The sequence below is a fragment of the Streptomyces sp. NBC_00670 genome, from assembly GCF_036226765.1.
In the GTDB taxonomy this organism is placed as follows: Bacteria; Actinomycetota; Actinomycetes; order Streptomycetales; family Streptomycetaceae; genus Streptomyces.
Window position 1 is genome coordinate 4,410,066 of the sequence record NZ_CP109017.1, and the last position, 25,906, is coordinate 4,435,971.

Annotated in this window: 15 protein-coding genes; 12 read left to right on the plus strand and 3 right to left on the minus strand. The window is 73.5% G+C overall.

The window, feature by feature from the left end; all coding sequences use genetic code 11:
- Positions 1–64 precede the first annotated feature (64 nt).
- The gene (locus tag OIE12_RS19675) at positions 65–985 is read left to right on the plus strand and encodes a LysR family transcriptional regulator (RefSeq protein WP_329137092.1); all 921 of its coding nucleotides are present in this window, start codon (positions 65–67) and stop codon (positions 983–985) included.
- A 131-nt stretch (positions 986–1,116) separates the two neighbouring features.
- Here the strand turns inward: OIE12_RS19675 and OIE12_RS19680 are convergent, their stop codons facing one another.
- Positions 1,117–1,518, minus strand: coding sequence for a WhiB family transcriptional regulator (locus tag OIE12_RS19680; protein WP_329137093.1), 402 nt, complete (start codon positions 1,516–1,518; stop codon positions 1,117–1,119).
- Between the two features lie 428 nt (positions 1,519–1,946).
- Here OIE12_RS19680 and OIE12_RS19685 point away from each other — a divergent pair, with 428 nt between their 5' ends.
- The 4 genes from OIE12_RS19685 to OIE12_RS19700 all read left to right on the plus strand — a co-directional run bounded on the left by OIE12_RS19685 (position 1,947) and on the right by OIE12_RS19700 (position 6,395).
- Positions 1,947–2,558, plus strand: coding sequence for a response regulator transcription factor (locus OIE12_RS19685; RefSeq protein WP_003948568.1), 612 nt, complete (start codon positions 1,947–1,949; stop codon positions 2,556–2,558).
- A gap of 256 nt (positions 2,559–2,814) precedes the next feature.
- The gene (locus OIE12_RS19690) at positions 2,815–3,390 is read left to right on the plus strand and encodes a sigma-70 family RNA polymerase sigma factor (RefSeq protein WP_030380446.1); all 576 of its coding nucleotides are present in this window, start codon (positions 2,815–2,817) and stop codon (positions 3,388–3,390) included.
- 204 nt (positions 3,391–3,594) lie between these two features.
- Positions 3,595–5,097 (plus strand): IMP dehydrogenase, encoded by a 1,503-nt coding sequence (gene guaB, locus OIE12_RS19695; RefSeq protein ID WP_329137096.1) that lies wholly within the window; start codon positions 3,595–3,597, stop codon positions 5,095–5,097.
- Positions 5,098–5,270: 173 nt separating this feature from the next.
- Positions 5,271–6,395: a GuaB3 family IMP dehydrogenase-related protein gene (locus OIE12_RS19700; RefSeq protein ID WP_329137097.1), complete on the plus strand. Its 1,125-nt coding sequence runs from the start codon at positions 5,271–5,273 to the stop codon at positions 6,393–6,395.
- 721 nt (positions 6,396–7,116) lie between these two features.
- Here OIE12_RS19700 and OIE12_RS19705 read toward each other — a convergent pair.
- Complete coding sequence (locus tag OIE12_RS19705; protein ID WP_329137098.1) at positions 7,117–8,340, minus strand: nucleotide sugar dehydrogenase; 1,224 nt, start codon at positions 8,338–8,340, stop codon at positions 7,117–7,119.
- A gap of 358 nt (positions 8,341–8,698) precedes the next feature.
- On the opposite strand from OIE12_RS19705, the gene OIE12_RS19710 reads away from it, so the two are divergent.
- Positions 8,699–10,405 (plus strand): glycerol-3-phosphate dehydrogenase/oxidase, encoded by a 1,707-nt coding sequence (locus OIE12_RS19710; RefSeq protein WP_329137100.1) that lies wholly within the window; start codon positions 8,699–8,701, stop codon positions 10,403–10,405.
- Between the two features lie 116 nt (positions 10,406–10,521).
- On the opposite strand, the gene OIE12_RS19715 is transcribed toward OIE12_RS19710, so the two are convergent.
- Positions 10,522–11,643 (minus strand): serine hydrolase domain-containing protein, encoded by a 1,122-nt coding sequence (locus OIE12_RS19715; protein WP_329137102.1) that lies wholly within the window; start codon positions 11,641–11,643, stop codon positions 10,522–10,524.
- Positions 11,644–11,853: 210 nt separating this feature from the next.
- On the opposite strand from OIE12_RS19715, the gene OIE12_RS19720 reads away from it, so the two are divergent.
- The 6 genes from OIE12_RS19720 to OIE12_RS19745 all read left to right on the plus strand — a co-directional run bounded on the left by OIE12_RS19720 (position 11,854) and on the right by OIE12_RS19745 (position 25,731).
- On the plus strand, positions 11,854–14,199 hold the full coding sequence (locus OIE12_RS19720; RefSeq protein WP_329142071.1) for a serine/threonine-protein kinase: 2,346 nt from the start codon (positions 11,854–11,856) through the stop codon (positions 14,197–14,199).
- Positions 14,200–14,420: 221 nt separating this feature from the next.
- On the plus strand, positions 14,421–17,903 hold the full coding sequence (locus OIE12_RS19725) for a protein kinase (protein WP_329137103.1): 3,483 nt from the start codon (positions 14,421–14,423) through the stop codon (positions 17,901–17,903).
- Between the two features lie 320 nt (positions 17,904–18,223).
- Complete coding sequence (locus OIE12_RS19730) at positions 18,224–20,170, plus strand: serine/threonine-protein kinase (RefSeq protein WP_329137105.1); 1,947 nt, start codon at positions 18,224–18,226, stop codon at positions 20,168–20,170.
- Between the two features lie 145 nt (positions 20,171–20,315).
- Positions 20,316–22,037, plus strand: a complete 1,722-nt coding sequence (locus OIE12_RS19735) for a serine/threonine-protein kinase (protein ID WP_329137107.1) — start codon at positions 20,316–20,318, stop codon at positions 22,035–22,037.
- 54 nt (positions 22,038–22,091) lie between these two features.
- Positions 22,092–23,870, plus strand: coding sequence for a serine/threonine-protein kinase (locus OIE12_RS19740; RefSeq protein WP_329137109.1), 1,779 nt, complete (start codon positions 22,092–22,094; stop codon positions 23,868–23,870).
- 148 nt (positions 23,871–24,018) lie between these two features.
- Positions 24,019–25,731: a LamG domain-containing protein gene (locus OIE12_RS19745; protein ID WP_329137111.1), complete on the plus strand. Its 1,713-nt coding sequence runs from the start codon at positions 24,019–24,021 to the stop codon at positions 25,729–25,731.
- The last annotated feature ends 175 nt before the right edge of the window (positions 25,732–25,906 follow it).

Sequence of the window (25,906 nt, forward strand, 5' to 3'; positions counted from 1 at the left end):
CCCGGACCTCAAAGTGTCCATGGGTTATTTCCCCTCTCGTCCAAGAAAGTCTTATGCTCGCCAGGTGATAGAGGCCCGCCATCTCCGCGTACTGCGCGCCGTCGCCACCACCGGCTCCTTCTCGGCCGCGGGGCGCCAACTGGGCTGCACCCAGCCCGCCGTCAGCCAGCAGATGAAGGCGCTGGAGGCGTCCGTCGGCACGCCGCTCCTCGTCCGCAGCGGCCGGGAGATGCGGCTGACCCAGGCCGGAGAGGCCCTCGTCCGGCACGCCTCCGGCATCCTCGCCGGGCTCACCGCGGCGGAGGAGGAGATCGCGGCCATCGCCGGGCTGCGCGCCGGCCGGGTGCGCCTGGTCTCCTTCCCCAGCGGCAGCTCCACGCTCGTCCCCACCGCCCTCGCCGCCCTGCGTGCCGCGCACCCCGGCACCCGGGTCTCCCTGGAGGAGGCCGAGCCGCCGCGGTCGGTCGAACTGCTGCGCGCGGGCGACTGCGACGTGGCCCTGGCGTTCCGCTACGCGGGCGCGACCGGAGCCGAGGAATGGGACGACCTGGTCGCGCGGCCCCTGCTCACCGACCGTCTCGTCGCACTGGTGCCCGAGCGCCATCGGCTGGCCGGCGCGGGTTCCCTCGCCATAGGCGACCTCGCCGCCGAACCGTGGATCGCCGGCTGTCCGCGCTGCCGCGGGCAGCTCGTCGAGGTGTGCCACGCCGCCGGCTTCACCCCCCGGATCGACTTCGCGACCGACGACTACCCGGCCGTGGTCGGCCTGGTCGGCGCCGGCCTCGGCGTGGCCGTCCTGCCGCAGCTCGCGGTGGAGTCCGTACGCCCCCGGGGTGCGCGCACGGTCACACTGGAGCCCGAGGTCCGGCGCGAGGTCGTCGCCCTCACCCTGCCCGACCTGGCACAGGTCCCGGCGGTGACGGCGACGCTGCGGGAACTGTCCCGTGCGGCCGGTCACCGGCGGGACGTTCCCGCGGAAAAGTAAGGGGCACGCACGCGCGTGCCCGGTGGAAAGTGTCGGAAGCGGAAGCGGAAGCGGAAGCGGAAGCAGCCGCAGCCCTGGTAATTCCGGAACGGGCCGGATCGAAACGCCGACGTATCGGAAAAAACGTTCCTTCAGTTGTTCGAAAGGCCGGCATTCGAAGCGCCGGCGTTCGAAGCGCCGTTGTGCGGGACGCCGTTGTGCGAAACGTGGCCCCCGCTGTGCCCCGCGGCCGGCGCCGCCGCCGACACCAGGCGGTTCCGCGCCCGCCCCATGAGCTCCTCGCGCTCGTCCTCGGTCAGCCCGCCCCACACGCCGTACGGCTCGCGCACGGCCAGCGCGTGAGCCGCGCACTCGGCGCGTACGGGGCACCTCATGCACACCTCCTTGGCCGAGTTCTCACGAGCGCTCCGCGCCGCACCGCGCTCCCCCTCGGGGTGGAAGAAGAGCGAGCTGTCGACCCCGCGGCAGGCCGCGAGGAGCTGCCAGTCCCACAGATCCGCGTTCGGACCGGGAAGACGGGAGAAATCTGCCATTGCGAGTCCCCTTGTTGCCGTTCTGAGCGGATGCGTGCTCGTGACCGTCCGCACCGTCCGCACCGCATCGATGTCTGCGATGACGACGTACCACGATCTAAGGAGATGAAAATATGACTCATTGCGAATCTAGCCCCAGACACCAGGAAACGGGAAGAAAACCGGCCGAATGGGGCACGGCTCGTGAGGAAAGTCCGAAGGCCCGCCCCGCATGTCTGCACCGTGTCCGCGCCCTCACGTACAGTGCCGAAGGCGGCTCGCTGCACCGTAACTCTTTCGAGTGACCATCGTTGAGAGTGCGGATGGCGGTTGAAGGAACACGCGCCCGGGCAGGTGGCATCCGCCGCCCACGGGCGTCGACCGCACCGGTGACGATTCGTACCAGCCTGGAGGCTCAAGGTGACGCGCATCAGCTGCGGAGGGCGGCCATGACATCCGTCCTCGTCTGCGACGACTCCCCGCTTGCCCGAGAGGCGCTGCGCCGCGCGGTCGCGACCGTGCCCGGCGTCGAGCGCGTGACGACCGCGGCCAACGGCGAGGAAGTCCTCCGCCGCTGGGGAGCGGACCGTTCGGACCTGATTCTGATGGACGTACGCATGCCCGGTCTGGGCGGCGTCGAGACCGTGCGCCGACTGCTGTCGGCCGACCCCGGTGCGCGCATCATCATGCTCACCGTCGCCGAGGACCTGGACGGCGTGGCCCTCGCCGTCGCCGCCGGCGCCCGCGGCTATCTCCACAAGGACGCCTCCCGCGCCGAACTGCGGGCCACCGTCACCCAGGCCCTGGCCGACCCCACCTGGCGGCTCGCCCCCCGCCGGCTGCGCTCCGCCGAGATGGGTGCCGCGCCCACGCTCACCGCGCGTGAGATCCAGGTTCTGGAGGGCATGAGCCACGGCCGCTCCAACGCCGAGATCGGCCGCGAACTGTTCCTCTCCGAGGACACGGTCAAGACCCACGCCCGGCGGCTGTTCAAGAAGCTCGGCGCCTCGGACCGCGCCCACGCGGTGGCCCTGGGCTTCCGCTGGGGCCTGGTCCGCTAGGTGGACGACCGCGGGGGCACGGGAATCCCCGCCTACCAGCAGGTGGGCGGGGGCGGCACGGGAGCGCACCGGGCACCCGCCGCCGGTTTCGCCGCGGATGCCGCATCCTTGAGGTGTGGAGTTCCTCGGGGACGAGTCGGTCGAGCGGGAGGGGAGGGCGCAGGACATGGCTTCCGGCGCACCTGCTCATAACGCTTCGGTGCACAAGTACGGGCACGGTGCCACGGAGCCTGCGACGCCAAGGCACCATGGTCCGATGCGCGACGACGAGACGACGGTGATCGGTGCTCTCGTCCACCGCGCCGTGGACGGCGACGAGCAGGCCACGCACGACCTGCTCGCCCGCGTCCATCCGCTGGCGCTGCGCTACTGCCGCACCCGGCTCTCCCGCCTTCCCGGGGACGCCCGCCACTTCGTGGAGGACCTCGCCCAGGAGGTCTGCGTCGCCGTCCTGCTCGCACTGCCGCGTTACAAGGACACCGGCCGCCCGTTCGAGGCGTTCGTCTTCGCCATCGCCGCTCACAAGGTCGCGGACCTGCAGCGCGCGGCCATGCGCCACCCCGGCTCCACCGCCGTCCCGTCCGACGAGATGCCCGAACGCGCGGACGACTCGCTCGGCCCGGAGGAACGCGCCCTGCTGAGCAGCGACGCCGCCTGGGCCAAGAAACTCCTCGCCAACCTCCCCGAGAACCAGCGGGAGCTGCTCCTGTTGCGCATCGCGGTGGGGCTGACGGCCGAGGAGACGGGACAGATGCTGGGCATGTCCCCGGGTGCCGTCAGGGTCGCCCAGCACCGTGCGCTGAGCCGTCTGCGGGCGCTCGCGGAGCAGTAGCCGCCGCCGAGCGGCAGCCCGGCAGCAGGCCCACGACTACCGCCGTGATGCCCCCCACACCGGAGGGCCTTCGGTGAACACCCAGGTCACCGGCCCCGTACGAACGTACGAAGCGGAAGGGACGTCTCGTTCGTGGAATGACGCGTCCGTGCTTCCCGTTAGCATGGACATCCGCACCGAGCAAGGCCATATGGGGAAGGTGTCATGACTGCCAACGTCGACGGAGTGCCCGACAAATTCGCGACACTCGGGCTGACCTACGACGACGTGCTGCTGCTGCCGGGCCCGTCGGACATGGCTCCCGACGAGATCGACACCGCCTCGTACGTCTCCAAGAACGTGCGGGTCAACATCCCGCTGCTGTCCGCCGCCATGGACAAGGTGACCGAGTCCCGCATGGCGATCGCGATGGCCCGCCAGGGCGGCGTGGGCGTGCTGCACCGCAACCTGTCCATCGAGGACCAGGCCAACCAGGTCGACCTCGTCAAGCGCTCCGAGTCCGGCATGGTGGCCGATCCGATCACCATCCACCCGGACGCCACCCTCGCCGAGGCCGACGCGCTGTGCGCCAAGTTCCGCATCAGCGGCGTGCCGGTCACCGACGGCGCCGGCAAGCTGCTCGGCATCGTCACCAACCGGGACATGGCCTTCGAGACCGACCGCTCCCGCCGGGTGAGCGAGGTCATGACGCCGATGCCGCTCGTCACGGGCAAGGTCGGCATCTCCGGCGTGGACGCCATGGAGCTGCTGCGCCGCCACAAGATCGAGAAGCTGCCGCTCGTCGACGACAACGGCATCCTCAAGGGCCTCATCACCGTCAAGGACTTCGTCAAGGCCGAGAAGTACCCGAACGCCGCCAAGGACGCCAAGGGGCGCCTGCTGGTCGGCGCCGCGGTCGGCGTCGCCGGTGACGCCTTCGAGCGCGCCCAGGCGCTGATCGAGGCGGGCGTCGACTTCATCGTCGTCGACACCGCGCACGGCCACTCCCGGCTCGTCGGCGACATGGTCGCCAAGATCAAGTCGAACTCCCACGTCGACGTCATCGGCGGCAACATCGCCACCCGTGAGGCCGCCCAGGCGCTCATCGACTCCGGCGTGGACGGCATCAAGGTCGGCGTCGGCCCCGGCTCCATCTGTACGACGCGGGTCGTCGCCGGTATCGGCGTCCCCCAGGTGACGGCCATCTACGAGGCCTCGCTCGCCGCCAAGGAGGCCGGTGTCCCGGTCATCGGCGACGGCGGTCTGCAGTACTCCGGCGACATCGCCAAGGCCCTGGTCGCGGGCGCCGACACGGTGATGCTGGGCTCGCTCCTCGCGGGTTGCGAGGAGTCGCCGGGCGAGCTGCTGTTCATCAACGGCAAGCAGTTCAAGTCGTACCGCGGCATGGGATCGCTCGGCGCCATGCAGACCCGCGGCGACCGCAAGTCGTTCTCCAAGGACCGCTACTTCCAGGAGGGCGTCGCCTCCGACGAGCAGCTCGTCCCCGAGGGCATCGAGGGCCAGGTGCCCTACCGCGGTCCGCTCTCCTCGGTCGTCCACCAGCTGGTCGGCGGCCTGCGCCAGTCGATGTTCTACGTCGGCGGCCGCACGGTCCCCGAGCTCCAGACCAACGGCAAGTTCGTCCGGATCACCTCGGCGGGCCTGAAGGAGTCCCACCCGCACGACATCCAGATGACGGTCGAGGCGCCCAACTACAGCCGCAAGTGAGGCCGTGAGCGCGTTCCACGCGCGCGTGCGGACGCGCTCCACGCGCGCGTGAGGCACGAAAAGGGCGGTCCCGGAACTCCGGGACCGCCCTTCCGCGTACCTGCGCGGGGCCGCTGTCGTACCCGTCGGGGATACTGGAAGGCGCTGCAACGCATCAGGGAAAGGCCACAGACGTGACTGAGATCGAGATCGGGCGCGGCAAGCGCGGCCGCCGGGCGTACGCCTTCGACGACATCGCCGTCGTCCCCAGCCGCCGTACGCGGGACCCGAAGGAGGTCTCGATCGCCTGGCAGATCGACGCCTACCGGTTCGAGCTGCCGTTCCTGGCCGCCCCCATGGACTCGGTCGTCTCCCCGGCCACCGCGATCCGCATCGGCGAGCTCGGCGGCCTCGGCGTGCTGAACCTCGAGGGCCTGTGGACGCGGTACGAGGACCCGCAGCCGCTGCTCGACGAGATCACCGAGCTGCCCGCGGAGAGCGCGAGCCGCCGGCTTCAGGAGATCTACCGGGCGCCCATCAAGGAGGAGCTGATCGGGCAGCGCATCAAGGAGGTGCGCGACTCCGGCGTCGTCACGGCGGCGGCGCTGTCCCCGCAGCGGACGGCCCAGTTCTCCAAGGCGGTCGTCGACGCGGGCGTGGACATCTTCGTCATCCGCGGCACGACGGTCTCGGCCGAGCACGTCTCCGGTTCGCACGAGCCGCTCAACCTGAAGCAGTTCATCTACGAGCTCGACGTCCCGGTGATCGTCGGCGGCTGCGCCACCTACACCGCGGCCCTGCACCTGATGCGGACGGGCGCGGCGGGCGTCCTGGTGGGCTTCGGCGGCGGCGCCGCGCACACCACGCGCAACGTGCTCGGCATCCAGGTCCCGATGGCCACGGCCGTCGCGGATGTCGCGGCGGCCCGCCGCGACTACATGGACGAGTCCGGCGGCCGGTACGTCCACGTGATTGCCGACGGCGGCGTCGGCTGGTCCGGCGACCTCCCCAAGGCGATCGCCTGCGGCGCCGACTCCGTGATGATGGGCTCCCCGCTCGCGCGCGCCACGGACGCGCCGGGCCGCGGCCACCACTGGGGCATGGAGGCGGTCAACGAGGAGCTGCCGCGCGGCCAGAAGGTCGACCTCGGCACGGTCGGCACCATCGAGGAGGTCCTCACCGGCCCCTCGCACATCCCGGACGGCTCCATGAACATCTTCGGCGCCCTGCGCCGTGCCATGGCCACGACCGGCTACAGCGAGCTCAAGGAGTTCCAGCGCGTCGAGGTGACGGTGGCGGACTCGCAGCACAAGCGCTGAGACCGCACCGCGCTTGAGCGCGGAGAGGGGCCCGGCCACCCAAGAAGGGTGGTCGGGCCCCTTTCGCATGCCCAACTGCGGTGGTGGGGGCGCGTTTTCGCGAAAGGGGGCGTGCGGTGGTGTTCGCGGTGAAAACGGGCGGTACGACGCCGCCGGGACGGTAGTGTCCGTTTCCGGCGTCCCAGTTGTCTGGGACGCCCCCTTCCAAGGACATCGTTCCGGACCCCGGCCGTCGGGGCCCGGCCCGAGTTCGCACGTGCTGTCCACCGGGTCTCTGGGCAGCGTCGTGGAAGGGGGCGCCCATGGGACGTCACCGCAGGCCCACCCACTGGGACCGAATCCGTCTTCGGATGGTGCAGTGCCGGAGGAGGTGGATCTTGCGGATTTTTGGATGGTGAGCGGCCACCCCTAGGTCAAATAGGGGTGGACACTCCGTGAACCATCTTGGAGCCTGCCGCAGTGAACCCCTGCGGCGGGCTCCGCCTTTTTGTACGGTACCGGATTCGCCGTGGGGCGGTCCGGGTGCCGGAGGAGGTGGATCTTGCGGATTTTTGGATGGTGAGCGGCCACCCCTAGGACAATTAGGGGTGGACACTCCGTGAATCATCCTGGAGCCTGCCTCAGTAACCCGCTGGGACGGGCTCCGCCTTCCCCACGCTAGCGGCGGTATCGCCCGTGTGCCACCAGCCCCGGAAGCTCGTCGTCTCCACGCGCGCCCCCTTCACAACCGATGCGCCGCCCCCGTCGGTGCCGCCCCGCGTGTGTCGAGGAGGAGCTGGGCCTTGACCGACAGGCCCTGGAGGTCGTACGTGCGGTGCTGCTGAAGCAGGATCGTCAGGTCGGCGTCGGCGACCGCCTCGTAGAGCGAGTCCGCGCGCGGCACGGGGCGGTCGAGCACGCTCCAGGAGTGCACCAGCGGGTCGTGGTAGCTGACGGAGGCGCCGAGCTCCGTCAGCCGGACCGCGATCTCGTGGGCCGGCGAGCCCTTCAGATCGGCGACGTCCGGCTTGTAGGTGACGCCGAGCAGCAGCACGCGTGCGGCCCGCGCGGACTTGCCGTGCTCGTTGAGGAGCGCGGCGGCACGCTGGACGACGTACTGCGGCATGTCGTTGTTGACCTGCTGGGCGAGTTCCACCATGCGCAGCGTGCGGCCGCCGGCGGGCCCGTGGGGGCCGGTCAGGTCGTCGAGCGGGACGGTGTGGCCGCCGACGCCGGGGCCGGGGCGGAACGCCTGGAAGCCGAACGGTTTGGTCTCCGCGCAGCGCACGACGTCCCACAGGTCGACGCCCAGCTCGTGGCAGAGCACGGCCATCTCGTTGACGAGCGCGATGTTGACGTGCCGGTAGTTGGTCTCCAGGAGCTGCACCGTCTCCGCCTCGCGCGGTCCACGCGCGCGTACCACCTTGTCGGTGAGCCGGCCGTAGAACGCGGCGGCCGACTCGGTGCAGGCGGGGGTGAGTCCGCCGATCACCTTGGGGGTGTTGGCGGGGGTGAAGCCGCGGCTGCCGGGGTCGACCCGGCTCGGCGAGTACGCGAGGTGGAAGTCGCGGCCGGCCCGCAGCCCGGATCCCTCCTCCAGCAGCGGGCGCAGGAATTCCTCCGTGGTCCCCGGGTACACGGCCGACTCGAGGATCACCGTGGTGTGCGGGCGCAGCCGGGCCGCGAGGGCGCGGGCGGCGGCCTCCACCTGTCCCAGGTCGAGCGTGCCGTCGGCGCCCCGCGGAGTGGGAGGGCAGATGACGGCGGTGCGGACGCGGCCGAGTTCGGCGGGGCCCGTGGTGACGCGGAAGCCGCTCGCGTGCATCCGGCGCAGTTCCGCAGCGGTGAGGGAACCGGCATCGGGCCCGGTGCGGTACCCGACCGTGGGGATGCCGGCTGTCACCGCGGCCTGGGCCAGGGGCATGCCCAGGTGACCGAGTCCGATGACGGCGAGATCTGCGGGCATGGAGTGGGCCGTCCTTCCCAATAACCGGAGCGAGGCAGTCGCGCAAGCCCTGTGGACAGAATGAGCGAGCGCAATGTCAGACTAGGAGTAAATATGACCGAATTGCTGGATTGGTTCGGCGCGTCTTCGTGAGTGTTCCGGCAGGTGCGGGCGTCGCGGCACGGTGGACGGCTCGTGTGCGGCGGGCCGAGGCGAGGTCTCCGGCCTGCGCGGATGTTCCGGCGCGTGCGGTTGTCCACAGGCTGAGGGCGGCTGGTGGCCGAAGTCGGGCAAGGCGGTCAGAATTGCGGGCATGGGGGATGTGGGCCGGGACTCGCCGGACGGGTGAGGCCGACGCGACGAACAGCGGGAGGCAGCGGTGAGGACAGCGGCACTGGGTCCGGCGCAGCGCGCCGAGGCACTGGCGGGAATGGCCGAGCGCGAGCTGGACGTGCTGGTCGTGGGAGCGGGCGTGGTCGGCGCGGGCACGGCACTGGACGCGGCCACCCGCGGCCTGTCCACGGGGCTGGTCGAGGCCCGTGACTGGGCGTCGGGCACCTCCAGCCGGTCCAGCAAGCTCATCCACGGCGGACTGCGCTACCTGGAGATGCTCGACTTCGCCCTGGTGCGCGAGGCGCTCAAAGAGCGCGGACTGCTGCTCGAACGCCTCGCCCCCCACCTGGTCAAGCCCGTCCCGTTCCTCTACCCCCTCCAGCACAAGGGCTGGGAGCGGCTGTACGCGGGCTCGGGCGTCGCCCTCTACGACGTCATGTCGATGGCCCGGGGGCACGGCCGCGGTCTGCCCTCCCACCGCCATCTGACCCGCCGCCACGCCCTGCGGGTCGCGCCCTGCCTCAAGAAGGACGCCCTGGTCGGGGCGTTGCAGTACTACGACGCGCAGATGGACGACGCCCGTTACGTCGCCACCCTGGTGCGCACCGCCGCCTCCTACGGTGCCCGGGTCGCCAACCGGGCCCGCGTCACCGGCTTCCTGCGCGAGGGCGAGCGCGTGGTCGGCGCCCGGGTGCAGGACGTCGAGGCGGGCGGCGAGTACGAGGTACGCGCCAAGCAGGTCGTCAACGCGACCGGTGTGTGGACCGACGACACCCAGGGAATGGTCGGCGAGCGCGGCCAGTTCCACGTGCGCGCCTCCAAGGGCATCCACCTGGTGGTGCCCAAGGACCGGATCCACTCCACCACCGGGCTCATCCTGCGCACCGAGAAGTCCGTTCTGTTCGTCATCCCCTGGGGGCGGCACTGGATCGTCGGCACCACGGACACCGACTGGGACCTGGACAAGGCCCACCCGGCCGCCTCCAGCGCCGACATCGACTATCTGCTCGAACACGTGAACTCCGTCCTCGCGGTGCCGCTCACCCGGGACGATGTGCAGGGTGTGTACGCCGGGCTGCGCCCGCTGCTCGCCGGCGAGTCGGACGCCACCAGCAAGCTCTCCCGCGAGCACACGGTCGCCCACCCGGTGCCGGGTCTCGTCGTCGTCGCGGGCGGCAAGTACACGACGTACCGGGTCATGGCCAAGGACGCGGTCGACGAGGCGGTGCACGGGTTGGACCAGCGGGTCGCGGACTGCGTCACCGAGGACGTTCCGCTGCTCGGCGCGGAGGGCTACCGAGCGCTGTGGAACGCGCGGGCGCGCACCGCCGCGCGGACCGGCCTGCACGTGGTAAGGCTCGAGCACCTGCTGAACCGTTACGGCTCGCTCACCCAGGAGATCCTCGACCTGATCACGGAGGACCCCTCGCTCGGCGCGCCGCTCCCGGGCGCCGACGACTACCTGCGCGCCGAGGTCGTCTACGCCGCCTCGCACGAGGGCGCCCGGCACCTGGACGACGTCCTGACCCGGCGCACCCGCATCTCCATCGAGACCTTCGACCGCGGTACGCGCAGCGCCAGGGAGGTCGCGCGACTGATGGCGCCGGTGCTGGGCTGGGACGAGGACCAGGTCGAGCGCGAGGTACAGCACTACGAGAAGCGCGTCGAGGCCGAACGCGAGTCGCAGCGCCAGCCGGACGACCTGACGGCGGACGCGGCACGGCTGGGCGCGCCGGACATCGTGCCGCTGTAGCCGGCCGGCCGCCGCTGTGGCCGGTCGGCCGACGGTTCGGTCGAGTGGGGCCGGCCGGGCCGGGTTCACTCGAACGGGTGGCCCGGAACGGGATCTCCGTTCGGAACCCGGTCGTTCTACGGGGTGCGGACGCAGAACTCGGCCGACAGCAGGGCCCGCTCGAGACCGGAGTCTGCGAAGGCGTCCGTGTTCACGCGGTACGTGAGCACACGACGACCGTCGACGGTGGCCGCGGTGCGCACGTAGCTGCCCGGTATCCGGCCGTCGTGTCCCCACACCGTGGTGCCGCACGGAAGAGTCACCGGATAGATCCCGGAGCCGTACACGCCATGTGCGGTGCGGGTGTCGAGCATCTCGTGCAGCCAGTACGGGGGCAGCAGTCCGCCGCCGAGCAGGGCCGCGTAGAAGCGGTCGAGGTCGGCGAGCGTGGTCACGAGCTCACCCGCCGCGCCGGCCACGCGCGGGTCGAGTTCGGTGACGTCGGACCCGTCGGCGGTGTAGGCCCGCCCGTGCGGGGAGGGGAGCGTGGTGCGGGTGCCCGGGAAGGACGTGCCCGTCAGATGCAGGGGGGTGAGGATGCGGCGCTCGGCCTCGTCGGCGTACGAGTGCCCGGTGACCTGCCGGACGACCATGCCGAGCAGCACGTAGTTGGTGTTGGAGTACGAGAAGCGGCCGGGTGCCGCGGGGGAGTGGGTGAGAGCGATGCGTACGGCCTGACGCGGGGTCAGGGGAACCATGCCTTTGGTGTCCGCGGTGAAGTCGGCCAGTCCGCTGGTGTGCGTGAGCAGGGAGCGCAGGGTGAGGCTGCGGCCGTCGTTGCCGTGACCGTGCACCAGTCCGGGCAGGTGGTCCTCGACGGAGTCCGACAGCGACAGCCGGTGTTCGGCGGCGAGTTGGAGGACGACGGTGGCGAGGAAGGTCTTGGTGACGCTGCCGGCGCGGAAGTGGTCGGCGGGGCGGAGGCCTTCCCCGGACCCGGGTTCGGCTCCGGGTTCGATGGTGGTGAGGGACGCGTCGGCCTCGGCGTGCGCGAAGTGAGCGCCCGTCGGGTCCTGGGCGAGGAGTGCGCCGGCGCGGACTCCGCTGCGGGCGACCAGGAGGGAGAGGACGGTGTCCGTCGCCGGGCGGGCCCGCGCCGCGGGGCCGGCCGGGGTCGCCGGGCCGCGGGGGGCGAGCGCGAGCAGAGGCAGGGTCAGGGCCACGGCCGCCAGGGAGCGGCAGGCCCGGCGCAGCGGCATCGGCGTCCTCGTTTCGTCACCGCACATCATGGAGGACCGCCGGCCGCCCCCGCGCACCAGGTGGTGGGAGCGCGCCCGCTCCGGACGGTCGTCCGCCCGCCGGTGCCGTGCGCCCCCGGCGGGCCGCCGTACGGGGCACCCTGGGCGCCGGGTGGTCCGTGCGTGAGTAACAATGAAGGCTCTGTCAGGGCGGGTTGCATGAGGGGACGCATGTCGGAGGCGGAGCGGGCGGGGTCATCCCGTCAGGACAAGAGCGGACGTCTCCTCGCCGGGCGGTACCGGCTGGGAGGGGTCCTCGGCCGCGGCGGCATGGGCACGGTGTGGCGGGCCGAGGACGAGACCCTCGGCCGTACGGTCGCCGTGAAGGAGCTGCGGTTCCCGTCGAGCATCGACGAGGAGGAGAAGCGCCGGCTGATCACGCGGACGCTGCGCGAGGCGAAGGCGATCGCGCGGATCCGCAACACGGGTGCGGTGACGGTCTTCGACGTCGTGCAGGAGGACGACCGGCCCTGGATCGTCATGGAGTTGATCGAGGGCAAGTCCCTCGCCGAGGTCATCCGTGAGGACGGCGTGCTGGAGCCGAGGCGCGCCGCCGAGGTGGGACTCGCGGTCCTGGACGTGCTGCGGGCCGCGCACCGCGAGGGGATCCTGCACCGGGACGTGAAGCCGTCCAACGTGCTGATCTCCGAGGACGGCCGGGTGGTGCTGACCGACTTCGGCATCGCGCAGGTCGAGGGCGACCCGTCCATCACCTCGACCGGCATGCTCGTCGGCGCCCCCTCCTACATCTCCCCGGAGCGGGCGCGCGGGCACAAGCCGGGACCGGCGGCGGACCTGTGGTCGCTCGGCGGGCTGATGTACGCGTCGGTGGAGGGCACTCCGCCGTACGACAAGGGCTCGGCGATCGCCACCCTGACGGCGGTCATGACGGAGCCCGTCGAGGAGCCCAAGAACGCGGGCCCGCTGCGGAGCGTCATCTTCGGGCTGCTCGCCAAGGACCCCGAGCAGCGGCTGGACGACGCGGGCGCCCGGGCGATGCTCAACGAGGTGATCAACGCCGCCGATGCCAAGGAGGCGGGCCCGGAGCCGGTGGACGCCACCCGGGTGGTCGCGCTGCCGCCGGTGCCCGAGGAGGGCGCGGGCGCCGACGGCGCCGCCGGCAGGCGGGGCGAGGAGGCGGCGGAGAAGCTGCGCGGGGCGCTGCGCTCGGTGCGCAAGGCCGCGGGTGCCGCGACCGCCTCGGTGACCGCGCGCTCCAAGCGGGGCGGGGCGGAGCCGGCGGCCGGGAGCGCGGCCGGGTCCGTCGCGGAGGAGAAGTCCGGTGCCGCGGGGGGCGGTCGGGCGGCGGAGGCGTCCGGCGCCGTGGGCGCCGCCGGCGCGGCCGGTGCCGCGGGATCCGTGGGTTCCCCGGCTTCCGCGCGGACGGCGACGGCCGGGACGAAGCCGGCGGGTACGAGCGCGACGAAGGGCGCCAGCGCGGGTGGGGCGAGGAGCGGTGCGGCGGTGTCGTCGGGTGCCGCGGGTGCTTCCGCGGCGCCGGCCGCTTCCCAGGCCCCCTCCGCTTCCCCGTCCTCTTCGTCGACCTCCTCTTCGGGCGCCTCCGGGGCTTCCGGCGGGCGGGCGGGGGCCGTGGGGGACACCGCGGTCGTCGCATCGAACTCCGGTTCGGCGAAGACCAGTTCGGGCTGGCCCGTGGTGCCGGAGCCGGACCGTCCGCGGCGGCCCGCGTCGCCGCCCCGGGCGCCGATCACCGACGTGATCCCGAAGCGGGCGCTGGTGGTCGTCGCCGTGGTCGTGGTGCTCGCCGTGCTCGGCACGGTGCTCGCGCTGACGCTGGGCGACGACGGCTCCAAGGACGACAAGGGCGCCGGCACCAAGTCGGCCGTCTCCAACGGGGCGAGCAGCGGAGACTCCGGCAAGAGCGGCAGCGGGAAGGGCAGCGGCAGCGGCACCGGTACAGGCAAGGGGGACGACGAGGGGGCGGAGGCGGACGAGCGGTCGGCGGACGGCTCGACGGCGGGCTCCGGCACGAGCACGGACGACAGCGACGAGGGGGCCGGGTCGTCCGGGTCCTCGGACTCGTCGTCGGACGGCTCCTCGGGTTCGTCCGACTCCTCCGGCGACGGCAAGGTGACCACGTACAAGGGCGCTCAGGGGTTCTCCATCGGGCTGCCCAAGGGCTGGAAGTACAAGACGACGGACTCGGCCGGGGCCCGGTTCACCGGACCCGACGGGCAGCGGCTGCTGATCGCCTGGACCTCCACGCCCAAGGACGACCCGGTGGCGGACTGGAAGAACCAGGAGCGCTACATGACCCGGGCTCAGTACCACCGGATCCGAATAGAGAAGGTGGACTACCGCGGCTGGAACACGGCCGACTGGGAGTTCACCTACTCCGACGACGGGACGAAGTACCGGGTGATCGACCGGGGTTTCGTCGTCAACGACCACCAGGGCTACGCGCTGATGTACTCGGCGAAGTCGGCCGGGTGGGGCGGCAGCCTGCGCAAGAGCACCTGGAAGACGCTGAACACCACCTTTGAGCCCAAGTCGTGACATGACGTCACGTAGCGGAGTGAAGCATCATCTGTCGTCACGTGCGGTGACAGGGCGGCCGGGCTGACGTTACGTTCCGTGCGATTCTGGGGCGGCGAGATGTCATATCCCTCCGTGCGGGTTGCCTACGGCACGTATCGTGAGTGGTTGCGAACCGTACGCAGCCACAACGGGGCGCTAGGCGAACGGAATTGACCAGCCGGCCGGCCGGGGGAGGCATCGTGGACGACTACGCGGGACGGGTCCTCGCCGACCGCTACCGCCTGCCGCTGCCGGCCGCCGACGAGGACGAACTCGCCGACGGACGCGCCTTCGACACCTACAGCGGGCAGGAAGTCCTCATCCGGCAAGTGCCGTTGCCCGAGGTGGTCGAGGCGGAGGTGCTCGACGCGGACGGGCTGCCGGACGGGTTCGTGGCCCGGGACGCCGGTGGGCGGGGTGCCGGGGCGCGCGGCCCCGGCGGGCGGGGCGCCACGCGCCGGCCCGCCGATCCGGCGGTGCGGCGCGCGATCGAGGCGGCGCAGGCCGCCGCGCGGATCCCCGACCATCCGCGGCTCGACCAGGTGTTCGACGTGTTCGCCGAGGGCGGTTCGTTGTGGGTCGTGAGCGAGCTGGTGCCCGCGCGGTCGCTGGCGGCGCTGCTCGCCGACCAGCCGCTGACGCCCTACCGTGCGGCCGAGGTCGCCTCCGACGTGCTGACCGCCCTGCGGGTGCTGCACGCGCACGGCTGGGTGCACCGCAACATCACCGCCCGCACGGTGCTCGTCTGCGACGACGGCCGGGTGATGCTCACCGGGCTCGCGGTCGGCGCGGCGGAGGAGGCGCTGTGCGGCTACGACCCGGTGCCGCCGCCGGACGTCGAGCCCGGGCCGGGGCTCGGCGGCGACGGGGGCGCCGGGGCGCCCGGTGTCGTGCCCGACACCTTCCGGGGGCCCGGCACCCGGCCCGGGGTGCTCCAAGGCCCCGGGAGGGCCGGGGGCCCGGCCGTTCCCGGCCCGGGCGCAGCGGGCGCTGGGCCGTTGGTTCCGGGGGCCCGGAGCGGCGGACCCGGCGGCCCGGGCGTGGGCCCCGGGATGCGGGGGGCCGTGGGTGCCGCCGGCGGGATGGTGAGCGCACCGGCCGAGGGCGCCCTCGGTGCGGTGGCCGGCGGCATGAGTGCGGCGGACGCGGAAGAGGCGCGCCGTGCCGCGCTCGAGGCCCGCGCGAACGGGGCGATGACCCCGCAGGGCGGCTCCGGGGGCGTACCGGCGCCCGGGCCCCGGGCGCTGGAGGCCGGGGACGACGTACGGGCGGCGCGCGCGGGCGCGATCGCCGCCTACCGCGCCGGGGCGCGCGCCGCCGCGCGCGTGCAGGAGGAGGAGCGCAACAGCCGTGCGGCGCTCCCCGCGCCGCGCCCGGCGAACAGCCTTCCGCCCGGCCGCCCGGAGTCCGGGGCGGGCGCGGCGGACCGTGACGGCGGTCCGGAGGCGGTGCCTCCGCAGGCGCTGCCGGGCCAGGACCCCGCGCACGGCGTGGAGCAGGCGCCGGCGCCCGTACCCGGCCAGATCGCCGACCCGTACGGCGTCCTGGGCAGGCCGGGCGCGTACGGCCCCGGTGCCGGGAGTGCCGGGAGTGGCCCCGTGCGCCCGGGCGTACCCGGGGGCGTGAACGCGTACCGCGCGCCGGGCGGACAGAACCCCTACGGAACCGGCGCCGAGGGCCCGGCGGCGTACGGCACCACCCCGGACCAGCCGGGAGCCCCCGGCACCGCTGAGGACCCGAACCCGTACCGCACACCGGGCGGCCGGGCCATGCCCGGCGGCGGAGCCGCGTCCGACACCCCGGCCGGCCGAGCCGGGTACGACACCCAGGGGCGCCCCGCCGCCCCCGGCGCTCCGGGCAGCCCGGCCGGTCACGGCACGTCGGCGGGGCGGGAGGGGCACGGTCCCGGCCCTCAGGGCCGCCCCTCCGCAGCCGACCCCGCGCGGAACCCCATGGGGTACGGCGGTTCGACGGGCCGGGCGGGGTACGGCCCCCGGGACGGCTCGGGCGCCCCCGGCGCCCCGGCCGGCGGCTACGGCGCCTCGGCGGGGCGGGAGGGGCATGGCCCGCAGGGCCGTTCCCCCGCCCCCGGTTCCGCGGGCGGTCCCGGCGGCTACGGCTCCCCGGCCGGCCGAGACGGGTACGGCTCCCAGGGGCGTCCCTCCGCCTCCGGACCGGCGGGTGACGCCGTCGAGTACGACACCTCGGCGCGCCGGACGGCGTACGGACCACAGCGCGGTCCCGCCGGTCCCGCCGGCCCCGGTGTCCCGGCCGACGGCGCCGAGTACGCCGAGTACGACACCTCCGCCGGTCGTGCGGCGTACGGCCCCCCTGGTGGCCCCGCCGTCTCCGGCCGTTCCTACACGGCCGGGGACACGCCCACCGCGCACTGGGGCCGCAGCGCGCCCGGGCGTGCGCCCCAGCGGGGGCCCGGTACCGCGCTGGAGGCGGAGCGGGCGCGGCAGGCGCGGATGGCGTTGGTCGGGCCCGTGACCGAGCGCTGGGCGCCCGAGCAGGCCGGTCCCGTGCACGAGAACTGGCAGCTGGCCGCGCCCATCGGCCCCGCCACCGACCTGTGGGCGCTCGGCGCGCTGCTGTTCCGCTCGGTCCAGGGGCACGCCCCGTACCCCGAGGAGAACACCGCCGAGCTGGTCCAGCTGGTGTGCGCGGAGCCGCCCGCGTTCGCCGAGGAGTGCGGACCGCTGCGGCCGGTCGTGGAGTCGCTGCTGCGCCAGGACCCCACCGAACGCCCGGACTTCGAGGAGCTGCGCGGCTGGCTGCGCTCGCTCGTGCGCTCCGCGCCCGAGCCGGAGGCCGGCGCGCACGTCGTGTCCGCGCCCCCCGTCGACACCCGTCGGCTGCCCATCGTCCGGCGCCGGGGCGAACTCGTCCGGCGCCGCAGGGCCGGGCTGCCCGTCGCCACCCGCGCCCGCCACCGGGGCGCCCGCGCCGGCCGCCCGCGCCGGCTCGGCCGCACCCTGCTCGTGCTGATACTGCTGGCGATGGCCGCGGCGGTGGCGTACGCCGTGGTGTTCCTGCCGAAGAACGGGGCGCGCGACGACGGCGCGGGCGCCGACCGCACCGGAGCCGCGGGCGAGGCGAGCGCCGCTCCCGGGCCGTCGGAGAAGGGCGGTGGCACGGGGTCCGGCGCCACGTCCCCCGACGCCGGCGAGAGCCCCTCCAAGTCCGCCGACGACGACTCGCAGGCCGAGAGTGACGGCGGTTCCGGCGTCGCCCAGGGCTTCACCCTGCGCAAGGACAGCGAGGGTTTCCGGGTCGCCGTCGCCAACGGCTGGGATCGCGCGCCCAAGAACGGCAGCGGTCAGGTCGTCTACTCCCACGGGGAGTTCGAGCTGATCGTCGTACCGGGCCGGGACAGCACGGGCAAGTACGGCACCGACCTGCTGACGTACCAGCGCGAGAAGGAGCCGGAGACGCAGCCGTTCCGGGACTCGACCTGGGCGACGTCCACCGGGATGCGCCGCGTCGACGTGGGCGGACGGACCATGGCGGAGGGCCAGTTCACCTGGACGGACGGCGGCAAGGAGCTGTACGTGCGCAACCTCGTGCTGCTGCTCGGCAACCGGTACCACGTGGTGCAGGTACGCGGCCCGGAGGCCGAGCGGGACGAGGTCACCCGCCTCTACGAGCAGGCCGAACAGACGTACAAGGCCACTGGCTGACGCACGGAGGGCAGGCGTACAAGGCCACCGGCTGACGCACGGAGGGCAGACGTACAAGGCCACCGGCTGACGGCCGGAAGGCCGGCCGCGCGACGCCGCCGACCGGCCGCTGGGCGTCGGCCGTACAGGCCCGCCCGCCACCCGTCGACCACCCGCCGGGCATCGGGTGTTATGTCGTCACTCGCACCCCTGACGCCACACCAGATCCCACAAGTCCCCAGCGTCACAGTGTCGTTTCCGTAGTACCCCGCCGGTTCCCAGCGTGGGTACAGATCTTTACGCTGGCTCTGTCAAGACCATTGCGGGGAAACGTGAATCAGATGCAGGGCCTGCTTCTCGCGGGACGCTACCGGCTCGTCGACCCGATCGGCAGCGGCGGCATGGGCCGCGTATGGCGCGCCCGGGACGAGGTGCTCCACCGGTCGGTCGCCATCAAGGAGCTGACGGCCGCGCTCTACGTCACCGACAGTGACCGGGCGGTGCTGCTGGCGCGCACCCAGACCGAGGCACGGGCGGCCGCGCGGATCAACCACTCGGCCGTCGTCACCGTGCACGACGTGCTGGAGCACGACAACCGGCCGTGGATCGTCATGGAGCTGGTCGAGGGCGGCTCGCTCGCCGACGCCGTCCGGGACCGGGAGCGGCTGGAACCGGCGGAGGCCGCCCGGATCGGGCTGTGGGTGCTGCGCGCCCTCGGCGCCGCGCACGCCGCGGGCGTCGTGCACCGGGACGTCAAGCCCGGCAACGTCCTGCTCGCCACCGACGGACGGGTGCTGCTCACCGACTTCGGCATCGCCCAGGTGGAGGGCGACACGACGATCACCCGCACCGGGGAGATCGTCGGCTCGGTCGACTACCTGGCCCCCGAACGCGTGCGCGGTCAGGACCCCGGGCCCGCCTCCGACCTGTGGGCGCTCGGGGCCACGCTGTACACGGCGGTGGAGGGCCGCTCGCCGTTCCGGCGCACCTCGCCGCTGACCACCATGCAGGCGGTGGTGGACGAGGAGCCCCCCGCGCCGCACTACGCCGGACCCGCGCTCGGCCCGGTGATCGAGGCGTTCCTGCGCAAGGACCCGGCGACGCGGCCGAGCGCGGCCGAGGCCGAACAGATGCTCGCCGAGGCGGCGGAGGGCCGCCGCCCCCGCGCGGCACAGGCGTACGTCCCGACCCGGCACGTCGACATGGGCGGGGCGGGCGCGGCGGAAGGCGACGTGCCGGACGGGCCGGGCGGCGGGGGCGCGGCCGACGGGCAGCGCACGGCGGTGACGCCCGGCGGCTTCCCGGACGCCTCCGGGGCCACGCACGTGTCCGCCGCCAACGATGTCGCCACGGCCGTCACCGACTCCTCCGGCGGCGTCGCCGCGGGCCAGTTCGCGAACCCGGCCGCGGGCCACGCCTCGGCTGCCGCCGGGCACACGGCCACGCCGGTGCCCGGGCGCGCCACCGTCGGCACGCACATACCCGGGGCGCCCGGCGGCACCGCACACCCCGCGACCCCGCCCTTCGGCGCCACCGCCCACCCCGCGACGCCCCCCTTCGGCGCCACCGCCCACCAGCCGCAGTCGGCGCCCCCGGGTGCCGGGGGCCGGCCGGGCCGCCGCGGCCGCACGATCGCGCTCGTACTGGCGTTCGCCGTGGTCGTCGGCGCCGGCGGCGCCCTGGCCTGGAACTACGTCGGCAACGGCGGCACGGACGGCCACAGGACCGACACCTCCGCGACCGACGCGGCCACGGCCTCTCCCTCGGGCTCCGGCTCCCCCTCCGCGTCGGCCTCGTCCGGCGCCGACGGCGCGGCCTCCGGGGCGGTCCCCGACGGCTGGCAGCGCGTCGACGACCCGCTGGGCTTCAGCATCGTCGTCCCCGACGGCTGGAAGCGGCAGGTCGAGGGCACCCAGATCGACTACACGCCCGACGGGGGCGAGCACTTCCTGCGCGTCGCCATCGACGACTCCCCCGACTTCGACACCGCGTACGCACACCAGGTCGACCTGGAACAGCAGTTGAAGCGGCTGGTGGACTACAAGCGGGTCAGCCTGGTGGCCAACACCTACCGCGACTGCCAGGGCGCGCTGTGGGACTTCACCTGGACGGCGCTCGCCAAGGACGGACCCTTCCCGGGCCCGCGCCGGGCCATCGAACAGGCGTACATCAGCCGGGACGGCGTCGAGTACGTGCTCTATTTCTCCTCGCCGGCGGGCGACTGGGACACGGCACGCCAGCAGTTCGACAAGGTGCTGCGCGGGTGGCGCCCGCCGGCCCGGGGCTGAACGGCGGCCGGGAGCGACCGGAGGCCGCGCGCCCCTGAAGTCCACCGTCCGCGCTGCCGTGCGCCCCGGCCCGGAACGTCGCTTGTCGGCCGACCGCGTTCCGTCGCACGGGGTGGCGCCGGTGGGGTGCGGCATGATGGGGCGCATGGGGACCGAGGGGGAGAACGTCCGTGTGATCGCGGGCCGTTACCGGCTTCGGGACAGGCTGGGGCGCGGCGGAATGGGCGTCGTCTGGCGTGCCACCGACCATCTGCTCGCCCGGGACGTGGCGGTCAAGGAGCTCCCCTTCGACGACTCGCTCTCCGCGGCGGAGGCCCGCGCCCGGCGCGACCGTACGCTGCGGGAGGCGCGGGCGGTCGCGCAGCTGCGGCATCCGCACATCGTCGTCGTCCATGACGTCGTGGAGGACGACGAACGCCCGTACATCGTCATGGAGCTGATCGACGGCGGTTCGCTCGCCGACCGTCTCGCGGCGGACGGTCCGCTGGACGTGCGGGAGGTCGCGCGCATCGGGGTCGATCTGCTGGGTGCGCTGCGCCGGGCGCACGAGGCCGGGGTGCTGCACCGTGATCTGAAACCCGCCAATGTGCTGCTGGAGCGCGGCACCGGCCGGGTCGTCCTCACGGACTTCGGCATCGCCCAGGTCGCGGGCGCGACGACGCTGACCGAGACCGGTTCCTTCGTCGGCTCGCCCGAGTACACCGCGCCCGAACGGATGACCGGGGCCGGGACGGGGCCGGAGTCCGACCTGTGGTCGCTGGGCGCGCTGCTGTGCGCGGCGCTGAGCGGCGAGTCGCCGTTCCGCCGGGACTCGCTGGGCGAGGTGCTGCACGCCGTCGTGCTCGACGACATCCGGCCACCGGAGCGGGCGGGGCCGTTGCTGCCCGTCGTACGGGGACTGCTCGACCGCGACCCGGAGCGGCGCATGGGCGCGACGGAGGCGGAACGACTGCTGCGGGAGGTGCACGAGACGGGGCGTGCGCCCCGCGGGACGGCGACGGGGCGTACGCCGGGGCGCTTGGCGCGCGGTACGGCGGGGCGCACGCCGCTCGGCTCGTATCTGGCCCGCACGCCCTCGTACACCCCGACACAACGGGACGTGCCGCACGCGCTCACCGGCACGCCCCCCGTCACCCCGCGGCCGCCGGGGCGGTACTCGACGCGCGCCATGCTGCTGGCGGCGGCGCTGCTCGCCGCGCTGACGGGCGCGGGCGTCACGGCGGCGCTGCTGCTGGTGCACGGGGACGGCGGCGGGGGCGGGGAGCCCGGGCGTACGGGGCCGGGGGCGTCGGTGACCGCGACGGAGCCGACGACCACGGCGGCGTCCACGGGCGCCTCCACGGGAACGTCCACCCCGGCCTCCGGCCCGACCTCCTCAACTGCCGCCTCCACGGCCGCCGGACACACGGCCCCGTCCGGCTACCGGACCGTACGTGACCCGGACGGCTTCTCGCTCGCCGTACCGGACGGCTTCACGCGCCGGCCCGAGGGCGAGCGTGTGTTCTACCTGTCCGCGGGCGGGCACGTCCGCATCGGCATCAAGGTCACCGACCCCGACCCGGGCGGCCCGCTCGAGGTGATGCGCCGGGCGCACGCCGGGGGCCCGTCCTCGAACCCGGGCTACCACGACGGCAGCGTCACCCGCACCGGGCACGGCGGGCATCCGGCGGCGCTGTGGGAGTTCACCTGGGAGGGCTTCGACACGGCCGGCGAGGGCCCGCGCCACACCTACGACCTGTGCTGGGACGAGGGCGGCCGGATGTACGACGTGTGGGTGTCGGCGCCGGTCGGGAAGGTGCGGGAGGCGAGGGAGTACTTCGACGTGGCGGTGGACACGTTCACGGCGGCCAGTGTCACAGGTGGGTGACCGGTTCCGGACGGGTGTGGTGCCGCCCCCCGCTCCCGCGCTAAGCATGAGGGCATGAGCGACAACGGGGGAGCCCCACCGGGACCGGACGAGCCGACGAGCTACGCGCTGCAACCACCGCGCGCGCATGCGCCGTACCCGGGCAACCCGTACGCGGAACCGAGTGCGCGGCCGCAGCCGCAGCCGTATCCGGAACAGCGGCCGGGGCCGCACCCACAGCCGCGGACGGCGAACGCGCAGGCCGGGCCGGGCACGCCGGCCGGACCGGGCACGACCGCCGCCCCCGGCGCACAGGCCCGGCCGGACGTACCCGCCGCCCCCGATGCCGCCGCCTCCGGTGCCGGGCGCCTGGTCGCAGGCCGTTACCGCCTCCTCTCCCGGCTCGGCCACGGCGGCATGGGCACGGTCTGGCGGGCCAAGGACGAGACGGTGGACCGGGAGGTCGCGGTCAAGGAGCCGCGGGTCCCCGACCACCTGTCCGAAAATGACCGTGCCACCGTCTTCGAACGCATGCGCCGCGAGGCCCGCGCCGCCGCCCGCCTGGACCATCCTGCGGTGGTGACCGTGCACGACGTGGCCGTGGTGGACGGCCGGCCGTGGATCGTGATGGAGCTGGTCCACGGCCGCAGCCTGGGCGACGCGCTCCAGGAGGGCACCCTCGACGCGCGCGAGGCGGCGCGCGTCGGCCTGGAGGTGCTGGGCGCGCTGCGGGCCGCGCACGCGGCGGGCGTGCTGCACCGTGACGTGAAACCGGACAACGTGCTGCTCGGCCGTCACGACCGGGTCGTGCTCACCGACTTCGGCATCGCGCAGATCGAGGGCGACACGCGGCTGACGGACACCGGCGGCTTCGTCGGCTCCCCCGAGTACATCGCGCCGGAGCGGGTGCTGGGCCGGCGCCCGGGCCCCGCCGCCGACCTGTGGTCGCTGGGCGTCCTGCTGTACGCGGCGACGGAGGGCGTCTCCCCGTTCCGCCGCAGCAACACCCCGGCGACGCTCCAGGCGGTCCTCAACGCCGCGCCCGCCCCGCCGGCCGCCGCGCGGGGGCCGCTGGCGGAACTGATCAACGCCCTGCTGCAGAAGGACCCCGCGCACCGCCCGGACGAGCCCCGGGCCCGCGCCCTGCTGGAGCGGGCGGCGGCCCCGCCCCCGCCCCCGGCACCGACCCAGAGGGTGACGTCGGCCTCGCCCGTCGACGGGATCCGCATCGGCCGCAAGACCCTGCTGCGGGGCCTGGGCGGCCTGGGCGCGGCGGTCGTCGCGGCGGCGGTGGCGGCGTACCTGGTCGTCGCGGACCCGTTCGCGGGCCCCCTCCCCGACGGCTGGACCAAGCACCACCTGACGAGCCTGGACGCGACCCTGCCGGCCCCGGCGTCGTACCGGTTGACGAAACCGGACGCCGACGACACCGACCAGAACTGGGTGACGTACACCGACCCGAGCGGCACCGTTTCGATCGGCCTGTACGTGGCGCGGAAGTCGCAGGACAAGAACCACGCCATCAAGTCCTCGGCCGCCGCGCAGATGTACGCCGACAACGACGACTTCAAGGCCAACGGCGACTACAGCCGCGACATGCCCGCCGACCCGCGCACGGCCCCCGACGGCAAGGCCACCTTCCACGGCAGGCCGTCCGCGGAGAACACGCTCTCCTACACCACCACCGACAGCACCGACCCCCGCCCCGTCGAGGAGCAGATCTTCTACTACAAGAACTCGGCGGGGAACATGTACGAGATAGCGATCAGCTACCCCGGCAAGGGCGACTTCACCGCCAGGGGCCGCGAGGTCGCGAGGACGACCCTGGCCAACCTGGGCATCGACACGCTCTGATCAGGCCACCGGGACACCTCGAACGAGCCGTTCCGCATCGGTACCGGTGGCGTTGTCAGTGGCCCTCGCTAGGGTCGTCCGGTCTGAACTCGATCTTCCGGGTCGGCACCCGGTGGGTCCGGTTCGCCATTCGATCCGGGGAGGGTCCTTGAGACAGCACGGACGGCGCGCGGCGATGCGGTCCACGGTGACGTGCGCGGTCGTCGCACTGGGTTTCGCGTCACTGACCGGCGTGGTGGCGGCGGCCGAGGACGAGCAGGCGCCGGAGGCACCGGTCGTCTCCTCGCAGGAGTACCCGGACGACGACAATGAGCATGATGGCGTCGGTAGTTATGGGACGGTCCTGATCGATTCCGCCTCGAACGACGTGGTCACGTACCGCTACCAGTGGTTGGGCGGCGCCCCGAAGACTCTGCGGGCGTCCGAGCCCGGAGCCGCGGTGTCGCTGCGCTGGATGCCGGAGAAGAGCGGGACGACGTACCTCCAGGTGCAGGCGATCGACGCCGCGGACAACGTCAGTGCCAGAACGACGTACTACATCCGGGTCCGGGACGGCCGTGCGGCCGTCACACGGTGGAACCCGGGCGACGATGCCGGCGCGGTCGTGGGGGACGGCGTGCGCCTGGACGCCATCGGGCCGTCCGGCACTGAGAGCCCTTCCGCCGCCGCGTTCGACGGTACCGACGACGCACAGGTGACTCTCGGCTCCGCGGTGGACACCGCCAAGAGCTTCTCGGTCGATGCCTGGGTGCGGCCCGACTCGCTCGGCGGCGACGCCATGACCGCCGTCGGTCAGAGTGGCTTCTCCCTCGGCACGGTGCACGACTCGTCGGGCGCCTCGCGCTGGTCGTTCGCGCTTCCGACCGCGAGCGGCGGGACCACACGGGTCACCGGCGGTGCTCCGGAGGAAGGCGAATGGGCGCACCTGGTCGGCGTGTACGACACCGAGCAGCACACCGCCAGGCTGTACGTCGACGGGAAGGCGGCCGGGGCCGCCGAGAGCACGGACGCCGCAAGCGGCACGGGCGACCTGCGGCTCGGTGCTGGGGGTGAGGGGGGACACTGGAGCGGGCTGCTCACCGACGTGAACGTCTGGGACCGGGTGTTCGTGCCCGGCGAAATAGCGTCCGCCGCCCTCCGCAAGCCGATACGTCAGGGCTACTGGGACCTGGAAACCGCCGCCGACGGCAAAAGCCCCGCCTACGCTGGCGGCGAGCCGCTGACTCTCGGCGGTGACGCGTCGATCTACGCGGCCACCGACGACTGCGCCTGGAACCCCGAATGCACGCCGGTGTCGTTGTACCCCATGGTGGGCAACGGCGACCTGTGGCTGGACGGCGATGGCGACTACGCCACCACGCCCACCGCGCTCACCCCGTCCGACGGTGGCTTCTCCGCGTCGGTGCACGTCCGTCTGGACCCGGACACGGCTACGCACGACATGACGGTGCTGTCCCAGCCGGGCGCGCACACGGACCTGTTCACCCTGCGCTACGTGGCCTCGTCGCAGACCTGGCAGGCGGAGGTCGCCCACGAAGACCGTGCCGGCGCACCGACCACTGAGGTCAGCGCGACCATCGGCGTGGCGGGCGCGTCGGACGACCAGTTCGTCGCGGTCGTCTACGACGAGGCGGCGGACCAACTGCGCCTGTACGTGGACAACACGTACGCCGCCGACACCGCCGACGTGCCGGGCGTGACCCCCTTCGCGCCCATCGGCACCCTCCAAGTGGGCCGGACCTCGACGCCGGAGGGCGGCATGGACTACCTCGAGGGCGAGATCGACGAGCTGCACACGTACGCCGGTGTGCTGAACGAGACACGCCTCGCCGCCCTGCGCCTCGGTGGCACGGACGCGTGAATGCGGGCGAACCGACCATGCGAGGTCGGTGCCGGGCGTCTCGTGCGGAACCTGGGTGACAGGGCCGGGAGTTGCCGCGGTGCGGGGCCGGGCCGGACGGTGTCGGCCGGGCGGCGGGTACTGCGTCGGTGCCCGGTCGGGGCGTTCGGGAAGCGCCACCGGTACCGGTGGTATC